Origin of the sequence: Streptosporangium sp. NBC_01755, from assembly GCF_035917995.1 — a bacterium.
GTDB lineage: Bacteria > Actinomycetota > Actinomycetes > Streptosporangiales > Streptosporangiaceae > Streptosporangium.
This window is the reverse complement of record NZ_CP109131.1, coordinates 4,552,171-4,574,984: the sequence shown is the minus strand read 5'-3', so window position 1 is coordinate 4,574,984 and position 22,814 is coordinate 4,552,171. Positions and strand designations below refer to the sequence as shown.

General features: G+C 70.5%; 13 protein-coding genes. 6 read left to right on the top strand and 7 right to left on the bottom strand.

The genetic code is table 11. The features are described from left to right. The first annotated feature begins 308 nt into the window (after nucleotides 1–308). Nucleotides 309–3,149 (top strand): bifunctional glycosyltransferase/CDP-glycerol:glycerophosphate glycerophosphotransferase, encoded by a 2,841-nt coding sequence (locus OG884_RS22050; RefSeq protein ID WP_326635702.1) that lies wholly within the window; start codon nucleotides 309–311, stop codon nucleotides 3,147–3,149. Beyond that, on the top strand, nucleotides 3,146–4,303 hold the full coding sequence (locus tag OG884_RS22045; protein ID WP_326635700.1) for a glycosyltransferase: 1,158 nt from the start codon (nucleotides 3,146–3,148) through the stop codon (nucleotides 4,301–4,303). The genes OG884_RS22050 and OG884_RS22045 overlap by 4 nt, the downstream gene beginning before the upstream one ends. 95 nt (nucleotides 4,304–4,398) lie before the next feature. On the opposite strand, the gene OG884_RS22040 is transcribed toward OG884_RS22045, so the two are convergent. The 4 genes from OG884_RS22040 to OG884_RS22025 form a co-directional block, all read right to left on the bottom strand. Further along, complete coding sequence (locus tag OG884_RS22040; RefSeq protein WP_326635698.1) at nucleotides 4,399–5,442, bottom strand: sulfotransferase family protein; 1,044 nt, start codon at nucleotides 5,440–5,442, stop codon at nucleotides 4,399–4,401. 1 nt (nucleotide 5,443) lies between these two features. Continuing rightward, entirely contained in the window at nucleotides 5,444–6,454 is a 1,011-nt protein-coding gene (locus OG884_RS22035; protein ID WP_326635696.1) for a sulfotransferase family protein, read from the bottom strand. Nucleotides 6,455–6,479: 25 nt separating this feature from the next. Further along, complete coding sequence (locus OG884_RS22030; protein ID WP_326635694.1) at nucleotides 6,480–7,439, bottom strand: CDP-alcohol phosphatidyltransferase family protein; 960 nt, start codon at nucleotides 7,437–7,439, stop codon at nucleotides 6,480–6,482. A gap of 199 nt (nucleotides 7,440–7,638) precedes the next feature. Next, nucleotides 7,639–11,049 (bottom strand): bifunctional glycosyltransferase/CDP-glycerol:glycerophosphate glycerophosphotransferase, encoded by a 3,411-nt coding sequence (locus OG884_RS22025; RefSeq protein WP_326635693.1) that lies wholly within the window; start codon nucleotides 11,047–11,049, stop codon nucleotides 7,639–7,641. A gap of 441 nt (nucleotides 11,050–11,490) precedes the next feature. Here OG884_RS22025 and OG884_RS22020 point away from each other — a divergent pair, with 441 nt between their 5' ends. From OG884_RS22020 to OG884_RS22010, 3 genes are all read left to right on the top strand, one after another. Next, nucleotides 11,491–12,969: an NAD(P)/FAD-dependent oxidoreductase gene (locus tag OG884_RS22020; protein ID WP_326635691.1), complete on the top strand. Its 1,479-nt coding sequence runs from the start codon at nucleotides 11,491–11,493 to the stop codon at nucleotides 12,967–12,969. A gap of 163 nt (nucleotides 12,970–13,132) precedes the next feature. Next, nucleotides 13,133–15,985, top strand: coding sequence for a bifunctional glycosyltransferase/CDP-glycerol:glycerophosphate glycerophosphotransferase (locus OG884_RS22015; protein WP_326635689.1), 2,853 nt, complete (start codon nucleotides 13,133–13,135; stop codon nucleotides 15,983–15,985). Further along, nucleotides 15,982–17,109 carry a glycosyltransferase gene (locus OG884_RS22010; protein WP_326635687.1) on the top strand — a complete coding sequence of 376 codons (1,128 nt, stop codon included), beginning with the start codon at nucleotides 15,982–15,984 and terminating at the stop codon, nucleotides 17,107–17,109. Before OG884_RS22015 ends, OG884_RS22010 begins: the two co-directional genes overlap by 4 nt. 143 nt (nucleotides 17,110–17,252) lie before the next feature. Here OG884_RS22010 and OG884_RS22005 read toward each other — a convergent pair whose 3' ends face one another. Then, the gene (locus OG884_RS22005) at nucleotides 17,253–18,731 is read right to left on the bottom strand and encodes a hypothetical protein (RefSeq protein WP_326635685.1); all 1,479 of its coding nucleotides are present in this window, start codon (nucleotides 18,729–18,731) and stop codon (nucleotides 17,253–17,255) included. A gap of 247 nt (nucleotides 18,732–18,978) precedes the next feature. Between OG884_RS22005 and OG884_RS22000 the strand changes: the two genes are divergently transcribed. Beyond that, a complete protein-coding gene (locus OG884_RS22000) occupies nucleotides 18,979–19,821 on the top strand; it encodes a polysaccharide deacetylase family protein (protein ID WP_326635683.1) in 843 nt (280 codons plus the stop codon). On the opposite strand, the gene OG884_RS21995 is transcribed toward OG884_RS22000, so the two are convergent. Continuing rightward, nucleotides 19,725–21,041 (bottom strand): acyltransferase family protein, encoded by a 1,317-nt coding sequence (locus tag OG884_RS21995; RefSeq protein WP_326635681.1) that lies wholly within the window; start codon nucleotides 21,039–21,041, stop codon nucleotides 19,725–19,727. The genes OG884_RS22000 and OG884_RS21995 overlap by 97 nt on opposite strands. A 192-nt stretch (nucleotides 21,042–21,233) precedes the next feature. Further along, nucleotides 21,234–22,805: a glutamine-hydrolyzing GMP synthase gene (gene guaA / locus OG884_RS21990; protein WP_442811736.1), complete on the bottom strand. Its 1,572-nt coding sequence runs from the start codon at nucleotides 22,803–22,805 to the stop codon at nucleotides 21,234–21,236. Nucleotides 22,806–22,814: the final 9 nt, after the last annotated feature.

The window sequence follows — 22,814 nt, the reverse complement described above, 5'->3', positions numbered from 1 at the left end:
TAGCAATCCGGCCCCCTAGCACTGTGCCGCTGAGCATCGACCCGCTTGCGTCCGGCGCATACCCCGAACTCCTGAGGATCCGCGTGAGGCCGTCTAATGCGATGTTCCTCATCGGAAGCACAGATCCATACCGGCCCAGGAGGCCGGGGAGGCTGCCCTGACAGCCTCAGGTTTTCGGCCGCGCGTCGTGCCCTCCTTTGAGGAACCGAGCACTAAGCGGGAGTGGCCACCCCACAGAACATCAAAAAGAGTGTTATCAGTGGACAAGTAGGACAACCAGTTATTTTTTCGCGGGGATACCTCGGGATGTGATCAATGTCCCGGAGTGCAGTGTTGTGGTGATTACCTACAACGATGCCGCGCGGCTGCCCAGGGCCGTGCGGTCCGTGCTCCGGCAGTCGCTGCGCAACATCGAGGTGATCATCGCCGACGACGCGAGCACCGACGAGACGGAGCAGGTCGTCCGGGAACTGCAGCGGAAGGACGCGCGGGTCCGCTACCTGCGCGGGAAGGTCAACAGCGGAGGGTGCGGGACCCCGCGCAACAGGGGCGTGGCGGCCGCGCGGGCGCCGTACGTGATGTTCCTGGACAGTGACGACGAGCTGACCCGGCACGCCTGCAAGAGCATGCTGCTGGAGATCGAGCGGACCGGCGCCGACTTCGTCACCGGGCAGATCTCCCGGCTGTACGAGAGGAGCGGGAAGACCTCGCGCTACTACCCCGCCCTGTTCGCCAGGCGCAGGACCGTCGAGGGCATCGTCGAGGAACCGGAGATGTTCCTCGACTCCTTCAGCACCAACAAGCTCTACCGGGCCGAGTTGCTCCGGCGGGTGCCGTTCCCCGAGGACATGCACTACGAGGACCACGTCTTCAGCACCGCCCTGTACTGCGCGGCGCGTCGGTTCGCCGTGGTTCCCTGGGTGGTCTACCTCTGGCACCGGGCCTCGGAGGAGAGCGACGCGCGGCTGTCGATCTCGCTGAGCCTGACCGACATGTCCAACGTCCGCTCCAGGATCAGGGCGGCCCGGCTGAGCGACGACATCCTGCGTGACAACGGCCTCGGTGACCTCATCAACGAGCGGCAGCGCCGGTTCGTCCGCCAGGACCTGCGGGTCTACCTCAACCCGCTACCCGCGCGCGACCCCGCGTGGGTCGAGGAGTTCATCTCGGTGATCCGTCCCTACCTGTCCGAACTCGACCCGGCGGTGTTCGAGACGATCGATCCGCTCATCCGGGTCTGCTGCAGCTTCATCCTCGACGACAGGCCCGACGAGCTCGTGGTGGCCGCCCGCTCGCTGAACGGGCCGAAGGCCCCGCCGCGCGTCGCCCTGCGGGAAGGGGGGCGCACCTACTGGGGCACGGTCCCCGACGAGATGCGGGAGATCACCTCGCTCCGGATGGCCGAACTGCCCTTCTCCGCCTCCCGGCTCCGCCACGAGGCGGCCTTCACCGGCGAGGGCACGGTGCTCAGACTGGTGATCAGGACGTACGACCCGTTCGGAGTGCTCGCCGCCACCCCTGGCTGGACCGCGTTCCTTCGGTTCGGAAACCACCGGGTTCCGCTGGCGCCCCGCGGACAGGACGACGGGAGCCACCTGAGCGAGGCGGCGGTCGACCTCGCCGCGCTCCACCCCGGTCGCGCGGGCCACCTGGGCCGGCTGGGCTTCGACGGCCACCACGACCCGGCGGTCGAGATCGTCAACCCCGACGGGAGGGTCACCTCCGACCGGCTGCTCGTCGACGCGTCCACCGCGCCGTTCACGGTCGCCGTCCCGTGGCACGAGGTCACCGTCATGCCGGAGGGGACCGCCGCGTTCCTGCGGGTGCGCTGGCGCCGCGGCGGACTGCTGCGGCAGCTACCCCGGCTGCGGCGGATCGGCGCCCGGCTGCGGCGGAAGGTGAGCGGCCCCAGCACGAAGCTCCGCGTCTACAAGGGGCTGATCTCCGTGCTGCCGCCCCGCGGGGACCTGGCCCTGTTCGAGTCCGACGTCGGCGCCGGGTACACCGGGAACCCGCGTTACATCTACGAGGAGCTCAGGCGGCGGGGCGCGTCGCTGGAGATGGTGTGGTCGGTCGCGGGGTCGGAGAAAGACTTCCCCGCCGACGCCAGGCTGGTACGGCGGATGAGCTGGCGCCATATCTGGACCATGGCCAGGGCGGGCTACTGGATCGACAGCCACGGCATGCCGCTGCCCTATCCCAAGCCACCGCGCACGCGCTACCTGCAGACCTGGCACGGCCAGGGCATCAAGTCGGTCGGCTTCGACGCGCCCGACCTGCGCGCCGACTTCGACGGGCCGAGGGCGACCTGGCGGGCCGCGGTGGATCGCTGGGACGCGCTGATCTCACCCAGTGCCGAGTTCGAGCGGGTGTTCGTGCCCTCCAACGGCTACCGTGGGCGACTGCTGCGCCACGGCTCGCCCCGCTGCGACGTGCTCGTGCACGGCGACCGGGAGGCGGCCAGGCGGGCGCGGAAGCGGCTGGAGATCCCGCACTGGTCCAGGGTGCTGCTGTACGCCCCCACCTACCGCGACCGGGCCAAGGGGTCCGGCGAGTCGGTCAGGGCCGACCTCGCCGCGATGGCCGACGCCCTGGCCGGCGACTGGACGGTGGTCCTGCGCACCCACCCGGTCGAGCGGTTCGAGGTGCCCGAGCACCTGCGCCACTTCGTCCGCGAGGCCGGGTCCTACCCCGAGGTCAACGACCTGATGCTGCTCTCGGACGCGCTGCTGACCGACTACTCGTCGCTGATGTGCGACTACGCGATCACCGGGCGGCCGATGCTGTTCCTGATCGACGACTGGGACGAGTACCGCAGGGTGGAACGCGGGGTCTACCACGACCTGCCCGCGATCGCCCCCGGCCCCTGCCTGACCACCACCGAGGAGCTGATCGAGGCGCTGCGCGACCTCGACGGCATGACCGTGTCCTTCGCCGCCAGGTACATCGCGTTCCGCAGGATGTGGTGCGCCGACGAGAAGGGCCACGCCTCGGCGAGGGTGGTGGACGCCTTCTTCGACCCTCCCTCGGTCCGGGTGCCCGCACAGGTTCCCCGGGTGCCCGCCGGGCGGGAGCGACGTACCCCGGCCGGGCTGGGACACCTGCCGGGGGTGCGGCGGCCGATCCACCCGCCCAGGTGGTCGGGATGAGCGGCGGACGCGCGGGGGCGGTCGTGTTCGCCTGCGTGGACGCCGACACCCTGGGCGGCGTCCAGCGGGTCACCCACACCGTGGCGCAGGGGCTGGCCGAACGGGGTCGCGAGGTGCACGTGATCGGGCTGCACCGCGCCAGGAATCCGTTCCGTTATGTGGAACAGCCGCGCTACACCAGCCACGTGATCCACCGCGCTCCGGTGAGCACGCTGTCGGTGCTGGGCCGGCGCCGAGAGCACCGGGCGCTCGACAGGCTGCTGCGACAGGTGGGGCCGGGGTTCGCCGTGCTCTCCTCGCCCAGCGTGGTCGCCCGGATCAGGGCACTGCTGCCCGAGCGGCTGCTGCCGATCGGGCAGTACCACGGGTCGTACGAGCACGCGCGCGGATCCTGGCATCTCGACTCGGTCCGCGATCACTACGGCACCCTGGAGAAGGCGGTCTTCCTCAGTGAGCGGGACGCGTGGCTCTTCTCCGAGCACGCGCTGCTGCCCAACACCTGGTCCATCCCGAACCCGCTGCCCGCCTGGCCGTCGGGGACCTCGGAGCTGACCGCCCGCCGGGTGCTCGGGATCGGCAGGCTGGAGGGCGTGAAGCGGTTCGACCGGCTGATCTCGGCCTTCGCCCAGGCCTGTGGCCGCTCGGTCCCCGGCGAGCCCGAGCTCCGGGCGGGCCTCGCCGAGGCCCGTCGCGAGGCGGGTGAGGGCTGGGAACTACACCTGATCGGTGAGGGGGGCGAGCGGCAACGGCTCACCTCGCACGCCGCGGCGTGCGAGGTGAGCGACCGGGTGGTCTTCCGCGGCACGGTGCCCGCCCCCCTGATGGGGGAGGAGTATCTGGGCGGGTCGGTGCTGGCGCTGGCCAGCGAGCACGAGGGGCTGCCGCTGGTGGTCGGCGAGGCGGCGTCCTACGGGGTTCCCTCGGTGGCGTTCGACGTGTCGGGCGGGCTCAGATCGCTCGTACTGGACGGGGAGACCGGGGTGCTGGTGCCCCCGGCCGACGTGACCGCGCTCGCCGCCGCGCTGGCCCACCTGATGGCCTCGGCCGAGGAGCGGCGGCGGTTGGGAACCGCCGCCCGCGCTCACGTCGGAGCGTTCCGGCCCGATCGCGTCCTGGACCGCTGGGACGCCCTGTTCGAGCAGGTCACCCGCTGACCGCCACGGGCTGCCAGGTCAGCGCGCCCTCGTTCGAGCGGGCCACCCGCTGATCACTGCGGCTCGCCGGGTCACCGCGCCCCTGTTCGAGCAGGTCACCCGCTGACCGCCACGGGCTCGTTGCGCGGCATCGGCACCCCCGCCAGCACGATCTGGGCGGAGGTGAGCCGCGCCCCCAGCGGGTTCGGCTCGCGGAGCCGCATCAGCCGGTCGAACGTGACCCGCTTGACCCGGGCCAGCTTCCGCTTGGCCGCGGTCCGCTCGTAGGAGACCAGCCGCGAGGTCTCGATCCTCGGCGCCCCGCTGAGCTCGTACCCGTAGGTCTCCAGGCGGTCGCCGAGCACGCTCTCGCAGAGCGAGATCTCGCCGGGGTCGAGCCGCTCGCGCCAGGAGCCGGTCCGCGCGGTGGTCACCTCACCGTGGGTGCGCACGTGCCAGGTCTTTCTGGCGGGTACGGCGATGCCCGCCACCGCGGCCGGGTCGCACATGGCCGGGTGGAAGTCCTCGCCGAGGAACTCGCACAGCCTGCGCAGGTGAGCCTCGGGCTCGGCGGTCAGGTCCTCGTAGCGCAGCTCGTGGTAGCTGCCCTCGGGAAGCCTCGGCGCGCCGTGCCTGGCGAAGTCGATCGCCTCGGCCCAGGCGGAGACCGCGCTGTAGACGCTCCCGTTGTACCAGGGCATCTCCTTCAGCGACGCCACGCAGTCGCGGCCGTCCCTGACCAGGTGCACGAACTGGGCGTCGGGGAAGAGTCGCAGCAGCACGTCGGTGTACTGGAAGTACGAGGGCCGTTTGTCGCCCCAGCGCGGCTTGCCGTGCCTGGCCGCGTAGGCGCGCAGCACGATGCCCAGCGCGGAGCCGAGCGTCGGCGGCCCGTCGACGATCTGCCCGAGCACCTCGTCGCGGTCCAGGTTCAGCTCGTGGAAGCGCGTCTGGCGCCGGTCGACCACCCATTCGGCCAGCTCGCGCCGGTGCTCCGCGTCGTTGAGGTCGCCGAACTGGAGCCGCCGCTGGTAGGTGGAGACCATGAAGCGGGTCTCCGGCGGGATGGCGACGCGCGGGTGGGCGTGCAACATCAGCTGCAGCATCGTCGTCCCCGAGCGGGGACAGCCCAGGACGAAGATCGGACGGTCGGGCTTCATGTCAGACCTTCGCCAGTTCGCCGAGCTGCCGGCTGGTGAGCCTCGCGGCCACCGGGCTCGGCTCGCGGAACCGGTTGATCCGGTCGCGGAACTCCTTGCGCCTGCGTGCCCAGCGCCGTTTGGCGGCGGCCTTCTCGCACGCCTGGACGTGGGCCTTGCCCGCCTTGGGCGCGCCGCTCAGCTCGTAGCCGTTGGCGGTCAGCCGCTCGGCCAGGACCGTCTCGCAGACCGAGATCTCCCATGGCTCCAGCCTGGCCTTCCACGAGCCCGCCCTGGCGGTCGTGACGTCGCCGTGGGTGTTGCTGTGCCAGACCTTGTGCTGCGGGATCGCCACCCTGGCGACGTGGTACGGCTCGGACATCGCCGGGTCGTAGTCCTCGCCCAGGAACTCGCAGAGCTTGCTCAGCTCGGTCTCCGGGTAGGCGGTCAGATCCTCGTAGCGCAGCTCGTAGTAGCTGTCGGCGGGGAGCTTCCTGGCGTGGTGGCGGCCGTAGTCGATCGCCTCGCTCCAGTTGACCGCCGCGTGGAAGACGTCCTTGGTGTACCAGGGCATCTCCTTCAGGGACGCCACGCAGTCGCGGCCGTCCCTGATCAGGTGCACGAACTGGGCGTCGGGGAAGAGCCGCGTCAACAGGTCCACGTGGTGGTAGTAGCTGGGCCGCTTGTCACCCCAGCGGCTCTTGCCGTACTGCTCGGCGTACGAGCGGAAGGTGATGCCCATCGCCGAGCCCAGCGTCGGCGGCCCCGCGACGATGTCGTCGATCAACCTGTCCCCGTCGAGCTTGAGCTCCTTGAACTTGGTGTCCTTGTCGCTCACGATCCACCGGCCTACCCTGCGCCGGTTGCGCTCCTCGCGCAGGTCCCCGAAGGAGAACCTGCGGTAGTAGCCGGGCACCACGAACCGTGTCTCCGGAGGAACCGCGATGCGTGGATGCGAGTGCAGCATCAGCTGCAACATGGTGGTGCCTGAACGTGGACAACCGATCACGAAGATCGGGCGGTCGGACTGCATGACAACGAACCCCCGTAAAGCTTGGTCAAACAGATACGCGTGGCACCTTCTCCACCAGCGGTGCGGCGGGCACCACCCGGGAGAAGAGCCACATTCGATAGATCAGGAAGACCTCGTTCAGTAGAAGCAGCGCCCCGGAGGCGACCGCGAGGGGCACCAGGGCGCCCCTCCCGACCAGCGGGGCGACCACGAACACGGCGGCGTGGAACTCGATGCCGCTGATCAGATGGGTCCGCACCCGGTGGCGGGCCAGCAGGCGGCCGAACCTGCGGGGCAGCTTCGGCCGCCTGCCGCCCCGTGGCCTCGGTCTCCGGTCCTCGAAGGCGACGACCCGCATCGGCTCGCGGGGCGTGATGACCTCGCGGGGCATGACGGCCTCGCGGGGCGTGACGACCTCGACGGGCCTGACGTGCCCGGCATGCCCGGCGGCCACCACGGCCTCCGCGGGCCTGGCGTGTCCCGCGGCCACCACGGACTCGACGGCCGTCAGGCTCCCGAGCCGGTTCTCCTTGACCACCTCGCGCACGCGCTTCATCTGCGGCGCGTTCACGTAACGGAACAGGTCGAGCACCGCCACCCCCGCGCCGAGCAGGATGTAGGCGATGTCCCCCGTCACCGCGTACTGCCCGGACGCCAGCCCCGCGGCGCAGCAGACCACCCTGATCCGGTCGCCCACGTAGTCGAGCCAGAGGCCGAACGCGGTCCCCGTCCCCTTGAGCCGGGCGATCTTCCCGTCCATGCAGTCGACCATGAAGCTCACGTAGAACAGCAGGGCCCCCGCCACCAGCCGTCCGGACGCGAAGCAGATCGCCGAGCACATCCCGAGAATCAGGGAGAAGCGAGTGAGCCCGTTGGGGGTGATGGACGTGTGGTTGGCGATGAGCAGGGTGAGCCTGCACGCCACCGGGTCAACCAGGAAAACGGTCCACCAGGAGTCTTTTCGTTTCCGGGTCGCGTGGACGTCGTCCAACGAATAGGCCCTCATGCGTCCCAGCATGGCCACGCCACATCTCCTGTCGCCTACGCTCTGTAACTACTAGAAGATCTCCATGCCACTTCTTGACCGACCCGCGTCACAGTGATCGGCCGCTTTGGAGACATGAAAGGCCGAGGAGGGATTCCCCGGCCTTTCGCAGGGCCCGCCGCCGCCTTCTCCGTGCCGGCCCGCCCATTTCACAGGGCGGCTACCGGAAGATCCGGTCCACCGCCCGCGCCGCCGCGCCGCCGTCCTCCAGCGGGCAGAACCTGGCGGTGAAGGCGTCGTACAGCCTCCGGTACTTGGTGTGCACCTCGTCGATGTCCCGTACGGCCTCCACGACCTCCTCGGTCGTGCGCAGCAGCGGGCCCGGGGCCTCGGCCTCGAAGTCGAAGTTGAAGCCGCGCACCTCGTCGCGGTAGCGCTCCAGGTCGTAGGTGTAGAAAAGCATCGGCTTCCCGGTCACCGCGAAGTCGAACATCGCCGACGAGTAGTCCGTGATCAGCATGTCCGCGACCAGATAGAGCTCCTGAATGTCTGGATATATGGAGACATCGAGGATGAAATCTCTGCCGACCCGAGGCACCCTGTCGGTGACGCTCGGGTGCTTACGGATCATGAGCACATGGTCGTCACCGAGCTCCTCGAACATCCGCTGGAGGTCCAGGCGCAGGTCGAGCCGGTAGCGCCCCCTGCTGTAGAACTTGTCGTCACGCCACGTGGGGGCGTACAGGACCACCTTCCTGCCCTCGGGCAGGCCGAGCCGCTCCCGGATCTCCGCCGCTCCGTCGCGGCGGAGCAGGTCGTCCCGGGGGGAGCCGATCTCCAGGACCTCCCCCTCGAACCGCAGCGCACTGTCCAGGACCGAGGTGCACCAGGGGCTCGGCGAGATCAGGTGGCTCCACCGGGCGACGGTCCTGGCCAGCCGCTCGTGACGGTCGGGCCTGGCGAACAGCATCTTCTCGACGTCGAAGCCGACGCGCTTCAGCGGGGTGCCGCGCCAGGTCTGCAGCACCGTCTGGTCCGGCCTGCGCTCGAACCAGGAGGGCAGATGGCCGTTGGTGACCACGTACCGGCAGCGAGCCAGCGCGTCATAGAACTCCCGCCCGTACCGCCGGATCGGCGTCACCCCCTCGGGCAGCTCCACCTGCCCGTCCCTGACCACCCACATGAACTCCAGATCGGCGCCCCGCCTCACCAGCTCCTCGTAGATCGCCTTCGGGCTGTCGGAGAACTGCCTGCCGTCGTAGCTGTCGAAGAGGACGGCGGGCCGCAACGCCTCCTGGCACTTGGCGGGATAGAAGTCCTCGCGCAGCAGCCGCTGCTGCTTCGGCCTGCCCGAGGCGCGCAGGTCGTCACTCACCGTGAAGACGGCCTCGGAGGTCAGGTCGGTGTCGAAGGTGAAGGTGCGGGTGGCGGATACGTGCTCCAGCGGCGCGGACAGGCGGAACTCCATCCGCATGTCGCCCGCGTCGGTACGGATCGCGAAACCGTGCGTACCCGCCGGCAGCGGCAACCACCCGCCGAGCGTGGCGGTCCCCTCGGGCGTCACCGTGGCGCTGCCGCCGACGATCGGGAAGAGCCGTTCGTTGAACCGGTTGCGCGAGGTGAGGACCAGCCACGCCTGGCCGTCGATCGGGCGCATCGGGGCCCCGGTCAGCGCCAGGTGGCCCCGTTCGTTCCACTCCACCCGCTCCACGTAGAACGTCGGCCGCTGCTCGCGCAGCACCAGAGCGCCCGTCCGCGACCTGTCGAGCACCACGTCCCGGCCGCGGAGCCGGTGCAGGCCGCGCTCCACGTCACGGTCGACGACCAGCGGCCGGGCGGCGCCCTGTTCCGGGAGGACCTCGAAGTGCCATTCGGTCCCGGGGTTGAGCGCGCTCATCTCCAGGCTCGCCGGGTCGAGGCCGGGCCAGCGCTCGGACAGCACCTCGTCGAGGTCGATCACCGCTTCGAAGGTGCCGTCCGACACGGCCATCGGGTAGCGCCGGTCGCGGCCGCCCTGCGGCCGGGTCAGCCGCAGCACCGGGGCGGCGCCGAGGTCGTCGCCGCACCGGCCGATGATCCGCAGCCTGCCCTCGGCCACCCGGTGACCGGTGACCCGGCCGCCCGGCCGCTCCACCCGGAGTCTGAACTCCTCGGCCGGCGTCCACTCCGTCCACGCCACGGTCCCCGACTCGCCCTCGGTGAGCTCCAGCCGCCGCGCGGCCGGGCTCGGCTGGGCCAGCCTGCCTTTCCGCAGGAGACCCCGGGACAGCACGCGCAGGTCGATGTGCCAGGACGAGCCGGCGGGAAGCCCGGCCGCGTCGACGGTCAGCCGGAACCCGCACCAGTCCTTGCGCCTGCGCGGGCCCGTGTCCACCAGCGACAGAGCACGTTTGACCGTGACCGGGAGCCGGATCCCGCGCCCGGCCCCCTCGGGGACCAGCCAGGCGAAGACGTGCTGCTGGATCCGCCGGCGGGGACGCAGGTAGCGCAGCGAGACCCTGCCCTCGACGACCAGTCTGTCGTCCTTCCAGTCCAGGCTGTCCACCCGCTGCCGCAGGTCCAGCTCCTCGCGCATCCGGGTGGCGGACCGCTCGACCGGTACGGGGCTGTTGAGGTGGTATCCGCGTATACCGCCGCCACCGACCCGGACCGTCGGCTTGACCGTCCTGTCCCACTCCAGCAGCTGGACCAGGTCGTCCATCCGGCGCTGTCGTACTAGAGCCCACTTCGCCCGGCGCTGCGCGGGGATGAGCGAGAGGACCTTCGGCCCCGCCTGGTCGAGGTAGGCACACGCCAGGTCGAGGAAGCGCTGCTGGAACGCCTCACCCGCCTGGTCCAGCACCTGCAGGAAGTTCGGCAGGTCGCTGTCGAGGACCATCCGGTCCCAGGCCGGCAGGTGCTCCGCCCTGCCGGTGTCGGTCAGGAAGCGGCGCACGGAGTTGACGGCGGCGAACCGGTCCTCGACCCCTTTGACGTGCCCCCGGTTCTGGGTGATCGAGACGCTCTCCCCCTCCCGCTCCCGCCACAGGTAGACCGGGGTGGAGAGCACGTCCACCGACTCGGCCAGAAAGTGCGCGGGCAGGGAGACCGCGATGTCCTCCCAGAGGACCCCCTCGGGAAAGCTCAGCCCGTGCTCGTCCCAGAAGGAGCGGCGCCAGAGCTTGTTCGTGACCAGCCGGTCCTTGAGCAGGATCTCGTCTCGGGTCACATGGGTACGCCGGACGGAGTCAGCGAAGATCACCTTGTGCATCGCGGACTGGCGCACCCCCTGCCCGCTGAAACGCAGCACGTTGCCGGTGGCGAAGTCGGACCCGCTCTCCCGAAGGCTGCACACCATCGTCTCGATCGCCGTCAGCGGGAGCATGTCGTCGCTGTCGACGAAGGCGAGGAACTCGCCGGTGGCGTGTCCTATGCCGGTGTTGCGCGCGGTGCCCAGGCCCGCGTTCTCCTGCCGGATCAGCCGGAACCGCGCGTCGCGCGCGGCGAAGGCCTCGGCGATCTCCGCACTGGAGTCGGGAGAACCGTCGTCCACCATGACGACCTCGATGTCACTCCAGGTCTGCGCGACCAACGACTCCAGACACGCCTCAAGGTACGGTTCCACGTCGTAGATGGGCACGATGATGCTCACTGGGGCCACGATCGGTCCTCCGGTAGTCGAAAGCTCACAGTCCGGTTCCGTCCGCGCGAACGCCGGACACGTCACGCGGGTGAAGATCCACTCATCGTGGAAGACGTCCCGGGCGCGTGACGGGGGCCGGGCGGTCATCCGGGCGCGGCCATGAGCGCGAGGTAGACGTCACGTCAGCAGCATGGCCTCGCGACCGGTGGGGCGCGCCCAAAATATGACCGCGATGGACTGAGCAGACCGAGACTTGACCATCCCCCGCACCCGGCCGTTCCCGCCTCCGGCCCGCGGTGCGGCAACGCCTTCACCATGCCCTGGTCAAGGCTGGGAATGCACACGTCCTAGTAAGTCGTGATGACCCTTCGGTCCCCCCTGGCCGTCCGACACGATCGGGTGACCGAGACGGGCGAGATCGCAGCAAACGGCATTCGCGGGGGGAAGCGCATGGACTCAACAGTCATCGTGGGGGCGGGGCCCGCCGGGCTCACCGCGGCCTACGAGCTGACCCGGCGAGGACACCCGTGCGAGGTCTTCGAGGCCGACCGGGTGGTCGGCGGGATCAGCCGGACCGAGGAACGCGACGGCTGGCGCTTCGACATCGGCGGCCACCGCTTCTTCACGAAGGTGTCGCGGGTGACGGACTTCTGGAACGAGATCCTCGATGAGGAGGACTTCCTGCTCCGGCCGAGGATGAGCCGCATCCACTACGGGGGCCGTTTCTACGACTACCCGCTCAAGGCGTCCAACGCGCTGCGCAACCTCGGTGTCCTCGAATCCGCGCGGTGTGTCGGCTCCTACGTCTGGGCCCGGATCAGGCCGCCCGCGGACCAGTCCACCTTCGAGGGCTGGGTCACGGCCAGATTCGGCCGACGGCTCTACGGAATCTTCTTCAAGACCTACACCGAGAAGGTGTGGGGCGTTCCTGCGGAGAGCATCCAGGCCGACTGGGCCGCGCAGCGGATCAGGAACCTCTCCCTGGGCAGGGCCATCGCCGGCGCGCTGACGCCGGGCAGGAACAGCAAGGAGATCACCAGCCTCATCGAGGAGTTCCGCTATCCCAAGCTGGGGCCGGGCATGATGTGGGAGGCCTGTGCCGACCGGGTCCGCGAGCGGGGTTCCACGGTGCGCCTCGGCACCCGGGTCGAGCGCATCCGCCGCAACCGGGGCCGCCTCGCCCTCACCGTCCGCACGGGCGAGGGCGAGGGCACCACCCGCGAGGTGTACTGCGACAACCTCATCTCCTCGATGCCGCTCAGCGCCCTGATCCACGCGTTCGGGCCCGATGTGCCGGACATCGTCGCCGAGGCGGCCGCGGGGTTGAGGTACCGCGACTTCCTCACCGTCGCGCTGGTCGTCCCCGAGCGGTTCTCCTTCCCCGACAACTGGATCTACATCCACTCCCCCGAGGTGCGGCTCGGCCGGGTGCAGAACTACGGTTCCTGGTCGCCGTACCTGGTCCGGGCCGGACGGACCTGCCTTGGCCTGGAGTACTTCGTCAACGAGGGCGACGACCTGTGGCGCATGCCCGACGACGACCTCGTCGCGTTCGGCACCCGGGAGCTGGAGCACCTGGGCCTGGTCACCCCCGGTGAGGTCCAGCGGGGCTACGTGGTGCGGATGCCGAAGGCCTACCCGGTCTACGACGCCGACTACGTCCACAACGTCGAGGTGCTCAGGAAGTATCTCGACGTGGAGTGGCCGCGGATCCACCCGGTCGGCCGCAACGGCATGCACCGGTACAACAACCAGGACCACTCCATGCTCACCGCGATGCTGACCGTGGAGAACCTCGTCGAGGACGCCCAGCACGACGTCTGGGAGGTCAACGTCGACGCGGAGTACCACGAGGAGCGCGCGGGCCACGGGTCCGCCAGGGGCACCGGCCGCGATGCCCCCGTCGTCCTCGGCCCCATGGCCTCCTGACCGGACCGGCCGCTCACCCACCACCCGTCACCGACGGACGCCGACAGATACCGGCGGAACACCGAAACCGGCAATCCCATGACGCCTTGCCCGGCCGCTGCCCATCGGGCACGAGTCGCCGCAGGTCAAGGCTCTCCTCCCAGCCGCCCTGGAGTTGCGCATCATGACACAGCCCTACACGGCCCCGGACGTCAGTGTGATCGTCATCACCTACAACGACGCGTCCCGGCTACCCCGGGCCGTACGTTCCGTACTCGGCCAGACACTCAAGAACCTCGAAGTGGTCGTCGTGGACGACTGCTCGGGCGATGACACCCCCGCGGTGGCCAAGGCGCTCGCCGAGGAGGACGGCCGGGTCCGCTATCTTCGGCTGCCCGCCAACAGCGGCGGCTGCGGCGCGCCCCGCAACGCGGGCATGGACGCCGCCCGCGCGCCCTTCCTGATGTTCCTCGACAGTGACGACGAGCTGCCCAGGCACGCCTGCAAGAGCCTCCTGCTGGAGGCGGAGACGACCGGTGCCGACTTCGTCATGGGCACCGTCGAACGCGTCGACGAGGCGAGTGGCGCCGTCACCCTCTGGTACCCGCGGCTGTTCGCGGAACGCCGGATCGTGGACGACATCCGCGCCGAGCCCGAACTCCTCTTCAACTGCCTGGCCACCAACAAGCTGTACCGGCGGACCTTCCTCGACGGCACCGGCATCCGGTTCCACGAGGACATCCACCACGAGGACATCGTCTGGTCGACGGAGCTGTTCTGCCGCAGCAAGCTGTTCGCCGTCGTGCCGTGGCCCGTCTACCGCTGGCTGCTCGCCGCCACGCCCGCGACCAGGTCGATCTCGTCGCGGCGACATGAGCTGGAGAACGTGCGCCAGCGCGTCACGGCCGCCGTCCTGAGCGACCGCGTGCTGGCCGCCACCCACTCCCTCGACCTGAAAGGGGACAAGGACTTCCGCTTCCTCTCCCACGACCTCCGCCTCTACCTGGGCGACCTGCCCCAGCGCGACCCGGCGTGGATCGCCGAGTTCGCCGACCTCGTCATCCCGTACGTGGACACGCTCGAACCCACCGCGATCGAGCGCCTGAGCAGGGCCGAGCGGGTCTGCGTCCAGCTCGTCCGCGAGCGGCGCGGCGCCGAGGCGGCGTTCGCCGCCGTCGAACTGGGGTACAGGCACTCGATCCCGCCCCGGGCGGTCACGACGGAAGGCGGGCGGGTGTTCTGGGGGACGACGCTCCCGACGGGCGAGCAGGGCAGGAGCGAGCTTGACGTCACCGAGCTGCACCTGGCGGAGCAACCGCTGGCCGGCGCGCTGCTCCGGCACGAGCTCGTCGACCTGCAGGCGTCGAGGGACGAGGTCCGGTTGCGCCTGCGCACCTACGATCCCGGCCGGGTACTCGACGGCCGCTCGCTGACCGCGTGGCTGCACATCGGCGGCAGGAAGAAGAGGATCACCTCGATCCCCTTCGAGCCGGTGCCCGTGGTGACCGGGCCGCCGGAGGGTGCGCGGGAGCGGCGGGGACTCGAAGGACAGTGGGACCCGGAGGAGGCGGAGTGCACGGAGGTTCCCGAGGGAACGGGAATCCTGGAGGCGACGGTGTCGATCTCCCTGCCCGAGCTGGACTGGCCGGACAACGCCGTCAGGCCGCAGGCGGTCACGATCTCGCTCCACGAGGGCGAGCGCCGCAACGCCAGGCCCCTGCTGGCGCTCCCCGGCCTGTCGTTCACCTCGGTGGGCACGGTGGGCACGGGCCGCCTGGTCCTCGAAGCGTCCGCCGACATCCCGTTCCGGCTCATGGCCCGCAGGATCGGCCACGTGCCCGGGCGGCGCCTCCCGAGCCTGGCGGAGCTCTGGCAACACCTGCTGTCCGGCCTCGCCACCCCCCGCAACCTGGGTCGCTTCTACCGGCTGGTCAGCGCGACGGTGCCGGTCAACCGCCGCCTGGTGCTGTTCGAGTCCACCGAGGGCGGCGGCTACACCGGCAACCCACGCTATGTCCACGAGGAGCTGCAGCGGCGGGCCACCGGCCTGCGCGCGGTCTGGTCCCACGCGGCCGTTCCCGAACGCTTTCCCGAGGACGTCGACCTCGTCCGGCGTGACACCTTCCGCTACGCCTGGACCCTGGCGCGTGCCGGCTACTGGGTGGACAGCCACAACCTCCCCTACTGCTACCGCAAGCGCAAGAGCACCCGCTACCTGCAGACCTGGCACGGCCAGGTGTTCAAGAAGATGGGGCTTGACGAGCCCCGCCACCGGACGCAGCCCTCCCTGGCCAGGAAGTACGCCGAGGCGGTGGCACGCTGGGACGTGCTGCTCACGCCGGGCCACGACTTCCGCCGGGACTTCGCCGAGGCCAGCGGGTTCGAGGGCGAGCTGTTGCACGCCGGCTACCCGCGTACCGACGTGCTGGTGCGGCACGCCGAACCGGCGCAGCGCGAACGGGCTCGGCGGGTCCGGGAGTTCTTCGAGATCCCGGCGGGAAAGCGGGTGATCCTCTACGCGCCCACGTACCGCGACGGCGGGCGGTTCAGCGGCGAGTCGTTCCGGATCGACCTGCCGGCCCTCGCCGCGGTGCTGCCCCCGGACTGGGTGATCCTCGTCCGCGCCCATCCCTACGACCGCTTCACGGTGCCCGACCCGCTCGGCTGGCTGGCCCGGGACGCCTCGGAGTACCCCGAGGTCAACGACCTGATGCTGGCCTCCGACGTGCTGGTGACGGACTACTCCTCGATCATGTTCGACTACGCCTGCCTCGGCCGGCCGATCCTCTACTACGTCGACGACCACGAGCGCTACGCCTCCGCCCAGCGGGGGGTCTGCTTCGACCTGGCCGAGGTCGCCCCCGGGCCGCTGCTGCGCGACCCGGGCGAACTCGCCGCCGTGCTGGAGGGACTCGGTGAGATCACCGAGCGGTACGGGCGGCGCTACGCGGAGTTCCGCGACCGCTGGTGCGGCCTCGACGACGGGCAGGCGAGCGGCAGGGTCGTGGACGCGTTCTTTCCGGAGGCCGTGCGATGAGATCGCGAAACGTCTTCTTCCTCAGCACCGACGGCGACTCGATGGGCGGGTCCCAGCGGGTCATCCACACCCTGGCCCAGGGCCTCGCCTCTCGCGGGCATCGGGTGACCCTGGTCAGCATCAACCCCTCCAGGCAGCCGCAGACCTATTTCGCCGACCCCGTCTACCGGCACGCCACGTTGTACGACACTCCCGCCCCCGAGGCCGTCTCCCGCTCGCTCCCGTGGCGCAGGGCGAAGGCGCGGCGGACCCCGGAGGAGATCGCCACCGCCAGGCAGCGGCTGCTCCGGCTGACGGACCGGATCGACGGCGGCTACCTGGTCATCGCCTCGCCCTGGGCCGCCCACTGGATCGCCGACCTGCCCATGCCGCACGTCGCCAAGATCGGCCAGTACCACCAGTCGTACGCCGAGGCCGTGGACTCCCCGAACCTACGTCTGATCAAGAAGCACTTCGCGCACCTCGACAAGGCGCTGTTCCTCTGCGACGACTACGCCGAGGCGTTCACCAACCACCGGCTCGCCAACTGCGGGACCATGCTGAACCCGGTCGGTGTCTTCCCCGAGAAGGCGGCCGCGCTGCGCAACCCGCGGATCGTCTCGGCGGGACGGCTGGTCAGGGTGAAGCGGATCGACCTGCTGATCGACGCCTTCGCCGCCGCGGCCCCTGCCGTCGCCGAACCGTGGGAGCTGCACATCATCGGTGACGGGCCGCTTCGGGCGGCTCTGGAGGCGCAGGCCGCGAAGACCGGCCTCGGCGGCCGGATCGTCTTCCGCGGGCAGGTCGAGAACGTCGAGGCCGAGTACCTCGACGCCTCCATCGTCACCCTGAGCAGCGACTTCGAGGGCTGGGGGCTGGTCCTCGCCGAGGGCGCGGCCTGCGGGCTGCCCGCCGTGGCCTGCGACGCCTCCGCGGGGGTCAGGACCCTGGTCGAGGACGGCTACAACGGCGTGCTGGCCGAACCGGGGAACGCGGGGAGCTTCGCCGCCGCCCTGGAGCGCCTCATGTCCGACGCCGAGCTACGCGGGCGGATGGGGGCCAGGGGCAGGGAGCGGATGAGGGCCTACCGGCTGCCCCGCGTCCTGGACCGCTGGGAGGCGCTGTTCGACGAGATCGACCGCTGACGCGGGCGGTCACCGACACGAGCGGTCACTGACATGAGCGACCACGCCCGCGTCAGTGGCCGCTGACACGAGCGACCACGCCCGCGTCAGTGGCCGCTGACACAAGCGGCCACGCCCGCGCTCCCGCACGTCCGAGGACTCGCTCATCGCCGGGGCAGCAGGGTCCGCGCCTCCCGCAGGAGAAGCGGCACGAGCAGGACACCGACGAAGATCGGCGCCACCATGAACCGGAAGTCCGGCGCGGTGTTGGTGAGGATCACGCCGATCTGCTGCCCCGCGACCACGGCCGTCCCCGCGAGCGCCGCCACGCTCCCCGTCCGCCGCCACGCGAGCGCGGCCGCCGCGTAGCCGAGGTAGCACCAGAAGGGCGCCCGCCAGAGCAGCCACTCAAGCTGCCTGATCGTGCTCGCGTCCAGCACGGACAGTCCCGCGGCCCGCAGACCTGCGGAGAACGGCCGCTGCCGCATCGCCGAGGCCGCCGGGCTGCCCTCCCAGCCGTCGGGGAGCCGGGGATCGCGCAGGGAGAAGCGGTAGAGCTCGCCGCCGGGCTCGCCCGAGGTCGAACCGACCTGCCAGGCGAGCGCGGCGCGGCAGACCCGGGCGCTCAGGATCACACCGGGCGCGCGGACCAGCAGCCCGCGCCAGAGTTCCAGGACGTCGGAGATCCGCTGCTCGGCCCGCGTGTGGCTGAAACCGGGGGCGAAGAAGACCCGCGCCATGGTCTGGCAGGTCGCCCCCCGCTGCCAGGCGTGCAGCGGGGCGATCGTCGCGAGGAGCGCCCGCTGCTCGTGGTCGAAGAGCCGGGGGCGCTCCCCGTACGCCACGGCGAGATCGCCGAACACCGTCTGGTAGGCGAACGAGCGGGACGGCGGCGCGATGCCCATCGCCGGGTAGCCGGCACCCAGCAGCAGCAGGGGCGCCGCCACCGCACCCGCCGCCACCACCGCCAGCAGGCGGCGGGCCGAGGGCAGGAGCGGGAGCAGCAGGATCGCGGCGATCAGCGCGACGAGGAAGCCGTTGTTCCTGAAGAGCCCCAGCCCGGCGAGCTCGGCACCGAGGGCGGCCAGGCGCGGATCCCAGCTCCACCCGCCCTTGAGCACGCCCCGCTTCCCGGCCCCGGCCGCACGTCGTACGGCGGCGGGCCCGGTCGCGAGCCGCACGGCGGTGCCCGCGGCCAGCACCGCGCACACCGTGAACGGCACGTCCTTCCACATCGTCACCGTGAAGGCGCCGAGCGGCGGTGACAGCGTCGCGCACCCCACCGCCACGAGCAGCCGGCGCCCGCGCACGCCCGGCTGCCGGAGCGCGCCCGCGAGGTGGGCCAGCGCCGCGGCCATCGCCGCCGTCTGCGCGAGGGTGACCGGAGACAGGTCGCCGGTCACCCTCAGGCAGAGGCCGAGCAGGGCGTCGTAGGCGACCGACTGGCCGGCCACCCAGGGCCCCGTCGTGACGTGCGCGACGTAGGTGACGGAGTCCGGGCTCATCAGCCCGGGGTGGAAGGCCAGCCACCAGCCGAGCAGCACGAGCTGGCCGATCGCGTAGCAGGCGAGCGTGAACCGCCGGTCGCGCGTCCTACCTCGCTCCTCGCCGGCCGAGGGCGGCCCCACCGTGGCGATCGTCATGCTCTCCCCAGCGTTTTCCGGCAGGGGGCCGCTGCCCATCATCGGGCACGAGCGGGGTGCGCCCGCACCGCTATACACAGCCATGACCTGGGGAAACGTCAAGTTTGTGACAGGCATGCCGCCGTGCTGCGATCATCGGAACACATGGGCTTTCACAGGACATTGTGACGCTTCAGCCCCAGGAGCCATCAGACACCTCGATAGGATGCCCATTCGACCGACGTCGATTTGACCCGGAGCTCCCCTCATGAAGTCTCCTGTCCGAATGCTGCTGGCCACATCCTGTGCGCTGGCCATGATTGCCACCCCGACCGCCGCGTGGAGTGCGGACCAGCCCAAAACGACGGGCACCACCAAGGCGACGGGTAAGGCCAAGCCCGCCCCCAAGCCGGTGCCCGTGGACTGCGCGAAGGTCAAGTGCATCGCGCTGACCTTCGACGACGGTCCCGGCAAGTACGCCGACAAGCTGCTCGACACCTTCAAGAAGTACAAGTCCAAGGCGACGTTCTTCCTTGAGGGCCAGTACGTGAAGTCCCGCCCCGCGTTCGCCAAGCGGATGGTCGCCGAAGGCCACGACATCGGCAACCACAGCTACAGCCACCCGCACCTGCGGGAGGTGTCCGAGGACAAGATCCGCGAGGAGCTGGACAAGACCCAGGACATCGTCAAGAAGGTCACCGGGAAGTACCCGGCGGCCATCCGCCCGCCGTACGGCGAGTTCGACCAGCGGGTCACGGCGATCGCCATCGAGATGGGCATGCCGATCTACCTGTGGAACGGCGGCTCCCGCGACTGGGCGACCAGGAACGAGAAGGCCATCTACGACGAGGTGCTCAAGAACGCCAAGCGTGACGGGGTCATCCTCATGCACGACTGGGTCGAGCAGACGGTCAAGGTGATGCCGAAGCTGCTGACCGCGCTGCAGAAGCAGGGCTACCACGTGGTGGCGATCTCCTCGCTGCGCGGCGCCAAGGCCACGAAGGCCGGGGAGGTCTACCCGGTCGGCTCCGAGAAGGACGACGGCCTGATCTCCGACTCGCCCACCGGCGACCCGGACGACTTCGCGGAGTCGCCCGCGGACGGCACCTGAGCCACCTCGCCCGCGGACGGCACCTGAGCCACCTCGCTCAAGGAGGGCCGCCGAGCCCACCGCCTGCCCCACCGCTGCATGGGAAGCTCCACGTAGCGGTGGGTGAGCAGGCTCAGGCCGAGCACCACCAGCACGAACGCCGCGGACAGTGACAGCTGCACCACCGGCCCCGCGGCCCGCACGTCTCCGACAACGGCGGACACGAGCCGCAGCAGCGGGTGGTGCAGCAGGTAGACCGAGTAGCTGACCAGGCCCAGCCAGACGAGGAACCGGGGCAGCCTGCGCTCGCGCAGTGCCATCGCGCCCGCGAACGACGCCCCGGCCAGCGCCATGGTGGCGAACCACGGCCCCGGCCGCACCCACCACCAGCCGGCCTGCTCCGACCAGACCGGGGCCAGCGCCACGAGCACCGTCACGACCGCCACCGGCCAGAGGGCTCCCTCGCCGTGCTCCCAGCGGCGGATCGCGGTCCCGGCGAACATCACCGCGAGGATCGCCGCCCCCAGCCACGGCACGAAACCGGAGAAGATCAGCAGCACCACGGCCATCGCGCCGAGGACATATGCGGCGATCTTCGTGAACCGACCGCCGATCAGGCATGCCAGGCCCGCGAAGAACACCACGCCGGACACGTACGCGGGCCAGGGCCCCTTCAGCAGCGGCGCCGTGAGCACCAGCCCCGCCACGACCGCGACCGCCCCGAAGCCGATGGCGAAAGTGCCGCTCGCGCGGTGCACCCCGCCGACGAACAGCGCGGTGACGATCAGGTAGAAGACCATCTCGTACGAGAGCGTCCACATGGTGTCGGCCAGGCCGCCCAGGTGCACCACGTCCAGCAGCATCGTGGCGTGCGCGAACACCGACGACAGGTCCCTGGGCACCTGCTCACGGACGGGCATCCAGATCGCCATGACCAGGACTCCCACCGCGACCAGCAGGTAGATCGGGTAGAGCCGGAACACCCGGCTGATCCAGAAGGCCCGCACGTCACCGCGCCGCTCCAGCGAGACCGGGATGATGTAGCCGCTGACCAGGAAGAACACCAGAACGCCGTACATCCCGAGGTTGAACCAGTACGGCCTCAGGCCGGGCATGAACCAGGGCAGCATGTGCTCCAGCAACACGGCGACCGCACCGATCCCGCGCAGCGCGTCGAGCCACGCCAGGCGGGGGGCGGGGGTCTTGGTGGAACCTGCGCCGATCAGGGTGGAGGAGGACACCCGCCCCAACTTACCGTTCGGCACCCCGCGAAACCCCGCCATCGGCGGTAACCTCCCCCCGTCGGACGGCGATCGGCGCCATCCGGACCGCGACCACCCGCTGTTCCGGATCCGGACCTCGACCACCCGCTGTTCCGGCCCGGCGGACGGGGGCACCGACCCGCTGATCAACCGCGTTCCGGCGGCGGCCTCCTACTCCCACTCGATGGTGCCCGGGGGCTTGCTGGTCACGTCCAGCACCACTCTGTTGACCTCGCGGACCTCGTTGGTGATGCGGGTGGAGATGCGGGCGAGCACGTCGTAGGGGACGCGGGACCAGTCGGCGGTCATCGCGTCCTCGCTGGAGACCGGGCGCAGCACGATCGGGTGGCCGTAGGTGCGGCCGTCACCCTGGACGCCCACCGAGCGGACGTCGGCGAGCAGCACGACCGGGCACTGCCAGATCTCCCGGTCGAGACCGGCGCGGGAGAGCTCCTCGCGGGCGATGGCGTCCGCCTCGCGGAGGATCTCCAGGCGCTCGCGACTGACCGCGCCGACGATGCGGATGCCCAGCCCCGGGCCGGGGAACGGCTGGCGCCAGACCATGGAGGCGGGCAGGCCCAGTTCCTCGCCGGCCCGGCGGACCTCGTCCTTGAACAGCGCGCGGAGCGGCTCCACCAGCGAGAACTGGAGATCGTCGGGGAGACCTCCGACATTGTGGTGGGACTTGATGTTGGCGGTGCCGGTGCCGCCGCCCGACTCGACCACGTCGGGGTAGAGGGTGCCCTGGACGAGGAAGTCGACGGGGCCGTCGGCGATGATGGCGCGCTGCTCGTCCTCGAAGACCCTGATGAACTCGCGACCGATGATCTTGCGCTTCTCCTCGGGGTCGGTGACCCCTTCGAGCGCCTTCAGGAAGCGCTCCTGGGCGTCGGCCACCCGGAGCTTGACCCCGGTGACGGCCACGAAGTCGCGCTCGACCTGCTCGGCCTCGCCCTTGCGCAGCAGCCCGTGGTCGACGAAAACACAGGTCAGACGGTCACCGATGGCCCGCTGGACCATGGCGGCGGCCACCGCGGAGTCGACGCCGCCGGAGAGCCCGCAGATGGCGCGGCCCTCGGGGCCGATCTGGGCGCGAATCGCCTCGACCGCGTCCTCGACGATGTTGAGCATCGTCCAGGAGGGGCGGCAGCCCGCGGCGTCCAGGAAGTGCCTCAGCACCGCCTGGCCGTGCTCGGAGTGCAGGACCTCGGGGTGGAACTGGACGCCGTACAGGCCCAGCCCGGGGTTCTCGAAGGCGGCGACGGGCGTCTCGGCGGTCGTGGCGGTGACCGTGAAGCCCTCGGGGGCGGCGGAGACGCTGTCCCCGTGGGACATCCAGACCGACTGCTTCGCGGGCAGCCCCGCGAAGAGCACGCCCTGCTCGCTCACCTCCAGGTGGGTGCCGCCATACTCGGCGGTCCCGGTCCTGGCCACCTCCCCGCCCAGCTCCTGGGCCATGACCTGGAAGCCGTAGCAGATGCCGAAGGTCGGCACGCCGGTGTCGAACAGGCCCTCGGGGGCGGCCGGGGCGCCCTCGGCGTACACCGACGAGGGGCCGCCGGACAGGATGATGGCCTTGGGCCTCTTGGCCATCATCTCCTCCACCGGCATCGTCGACGGGACGATCTCGGAGTAGACGTGGCATTCACGCACCCTTCGCGCGATCAGCTGCGCGTACTGCGCGCCGAAATCGACGACCAGGACCGTGTCGAACTCAGACACCAAGACCCCCAAAAGGAACAGAGCGGTGAT

What these genes read in the sequence shown, in the direction of transcription:
- OG884_RS22035 (WP_326635696.1), bottom strand. Translation starts at nt 6,454, where the DNA reads ATGCAGTCCGACCGCCCGATCTTCGTGATCGGTTGTCCACGTTCAGGC.
- OG884_RS22045 (WP_326635700.1), top strand. Translation starts at nt 3,146, where the DNA reads ATGAGCGGCGGACGCGCGGGGGCGGTCGTGTTCGCCTGCGTGGACGCC.
- OG884_RS22010 (WP_326635687.1), top strand. Translation starts at nt 15,982, where the DNA reads ATGAGATCGCGAAACGTCTTCTTCCTCAGCACCGACGGCGACTCGATG.
- OG884_RS22005 (WP_326635685.1), bottom strand. Translation starts at nt 18,731, where the DNA reads ATGACGATCGCCACGGTGGGGCCGCCCTCGGCCGGCGAGGAGCGAGGT.
- OG884_RS22040 (WP_326635698.1), bottom strand. Translation starts at nt 5,442, where the DNA reads ATGAAGCCCGACCGTCCGATCTTCGTCCTGGGCTGTCCCCGCTCGGGG.
- OG884_RS22030 (WP_326635694.1), bottom strand. Translation starts at nt 7,439, where the DNA reads ATGAGGGCCTATTCGTTGGACGACGTCCACGCGACCCGGAAACGAAAA.
- OG884_RS22015 (WP_326635689.1), top strand. Translation starts at nt 13,133, where the DNA reads ATGACACAGCCCTACACGGCCCCGGACGTCAGTGTGATCGTCATCACC.
- OG884_RS22000 (WP_326635683.1), top strand. Translation starts at nt 18,979, where the DNA reads ATGAAGTCTCCTGTCCGAATGCTGCTGGCCACATCCTGTGCGCTGGCC.
- OG884_RS22020 (WP_326635691.1), top strand. Translation starts at nt 11,491, where the DNA reads ATGGACTCAACAGTCATCGTGGGGGCGGGGCCCGCCGGGCTCACCGCG.